This is a genomic window from Methylobacterium sp. Leaf117 (assembly GCF_001422985.1).
Taxonomy (GTDB): domain Bacteria; phylum Pseudomonadota; class Alphaproteobacteria; order Rhizobiales; family Beijerinckiaceae; genus Methylobacterium.
The window spans coordinates 1-2,033 of sequence record NZ_LMNL01000035.1; the positions used below are offsets into that span (position 1 = coordinate 1).

Consider the following 2,033-nt stretch of genomic DNA (forward strand, 5'->3'; position numbering starts at 1 on the left):
ATTTCTTCAATGCGAGATCCGGCATGCACGGTATCTAGCCATCATTGCTGGAGGTCTGCAAAGGATACGGTATCTAGCCATCATTGCTGGAGGTCTGCAAAGGATCGTGAGTGGCCCCGCGGCTATGTCCGCTTCGATGCATCTCCCGTCCAGAACCGGACGGGCAGGAAACCACCCTGAACGGTCATTCTAAGCCGCTACTCACCGGCATGCCTTGCAAAGGCTACGCCTGCGCAAAGTGCATAGCTCGGCGGTGTCGGGTATCCGATCGTTTTTTGTACAATGGTGGCGGCAGTTTCTTTGGACAAACTGTAGGACGTGCTGGAGGACGATGCAGTCATCTCCAACGAGCGTTCAAGCCTAAGTGTGGGAGTGTCGTGCAGCTAAACGAACCGTTCTTGGCAGCCGGGCGTTTGGCTCCTTTCCTCAATAGCCCAAGGAATATGGAGCTTCTAATGCGTAAAATCCTGCTCGTGACGGCGGCCCTTGGTGGGTTGCTGCTCCAAGATACCTCCAGCTTTGCGCAGGGTTTCCGGTTCGGCCCTGGCGGTGTGGAAGTCGATGATGGGCGCGGTTTCCGTGAAGAGCGTGAAGAGCGCCGCTATCGTCGGATGTGCCGCGAGCTTCGCGACGCTTGCGAGAACAAGGATCGCTATGGCGAGGAAGGCCAGGGCAACTGCCGCCGTTATCGTCGCACTTGCGGCTGACAAGGTGTGAGGCTGAGACACTGAGCGCAGCGCGCCCATTTGACGGCCAAGCTGGTCCATTGAAGATTATGCTTGGTCGTTGAACTGGAATGGGCACCCCAAACGTTTGACGCCGCCTGAGCAGGACGCCGACATGAAAACGCTCTCGGTCACAGCACTCGTGGGTCTCAGTCTGCTGGGTGCGGTGGACGCAGCCTTGGCTCAGCGAGATGGCCGTGACGACGGCTACGAGGAACGTGAGTATGGCAATCGCAGCTATGGGAGGCGCGACCATGATAGGCGCGATCGCAGCTACGATGAGGATGATCGGCCAAGGGAACGTAGTCGCGGGTACGACGAAGATCGGGACCGACAGCGCAGTGGCAGGTACGACGATGATGAGCGCGGACGCCAACGGGGTCGCGGGTCGCAAGAGGAGCCTAACGCTGAGTTCGACGAGGACGAGTACCTGCGATGTAATCCTGATGTTCGTCGGGCCGTAGAACGACGCGAAATGGCGTCAGGGGAGTTCCATTATAGAACCTTTGGACGCGGTGAAAAGCGACAACTTACCTGCGCCTTAAAAGTCTAGGAACGGCTACATACAAATAAAAACGGTTTCACCATATTTAGTTATTATAAATAGAATATCTGGGTAACCCTCTTATCTACTTTGAAGTGTCCGCGGGAGTTCCACCTGCGGACAGTTACATCTCTGGTCACATCTCAGCAACCGAGGCGGCGGCCTTCCTTACGACCAAACGTCCGGTAGTGGACCGCACCCGAGGGCATTTTGCCCTGCTCTACGGCTTGGCGAACATCAGGATTACATCGCAGGTACTCGCGCTCGTCGAAGCCTTGGTCCTCACTGCGATCCCTGCGGCCACGTCCACGGTCGTCGTCGTCTCGGTTACGGGAGCTACGATCACGATAGCCGTCATTATCTTCGCGGTCCCGACTGCCACGTCCTCGATCGTAGTCGCGATCTCCATAATCCCCGCCGCGGTCGCGGGAACTACGATCACGATCTCCGTTATCTCGGCCCCCATAGGGCTGAGCCGAGACTGAGCCCACTGAACCCAGAAGTGTCAAACCTACGACCGCCACCGCGTAAAAAGTTCTCATGTCGGGTGCTCTCCTGGTTGGAACCTAGGAACGCTATGAAAGGGGATCAGTTCGTTCTTACTTCTGGCCTCATCGATCTCCTGCGGCGGCTAGAGCGGTTTCCACCTACTCCGGATCGTAACCGGCGGCAGCGAAGTAGTTTGCGCACTCGGTTGGGGTGAAGGCGTCGAGCAGATTGCCGACGACAGTCCAGAGCCGATCGACCGTGCGCTCGGCCGCTTT

At 57.4% G+C, this 2,033-nt stretch carries 2 protein-coding genes and 1 pseudogene; 1 reads left to right on the top strand and 2 read right to left on the bottom strand.

Annotated elements, in window-relative coordinates; all coding sequences use genetic code 11:
- Positions 1-455: 455 nt before the first annotated feature.
- Positions 456-707 carry a hypothetical protein gene (locus ASF57_RS25010; RefSeq protein WP_082503985.1) on the top strand — a complete coding sequence of 84 codons (252 nt, stop codon included), beginning with the start codon at positions 456-458 and terminating at the stop codon, positions 705-707.
- Positions 708-1,489: 782 nt separating this feature from the next.
- On the opposite strand, the gene ASF57_RS27395 is transcribed toward ASF57_RS25010, so the two are convergent.
- Positions 1,490-1,711, bottom strand: coding sequence for a hypothetical protein (locus ASF57_RS27395; protein ID WP_156376242.1), 222 nt, complete (start codon positions 1,709-1,711; stop codon positions 1,490-1,492).
- Positions 1,712-1,916: 205 nt separating this feature from the next.
- Positions 1,917-2,033 (bottom strand): annotated as a pseudogene (locus tag ASF57_RS26520) (IS630 family transposase); the annotation flags it as partial.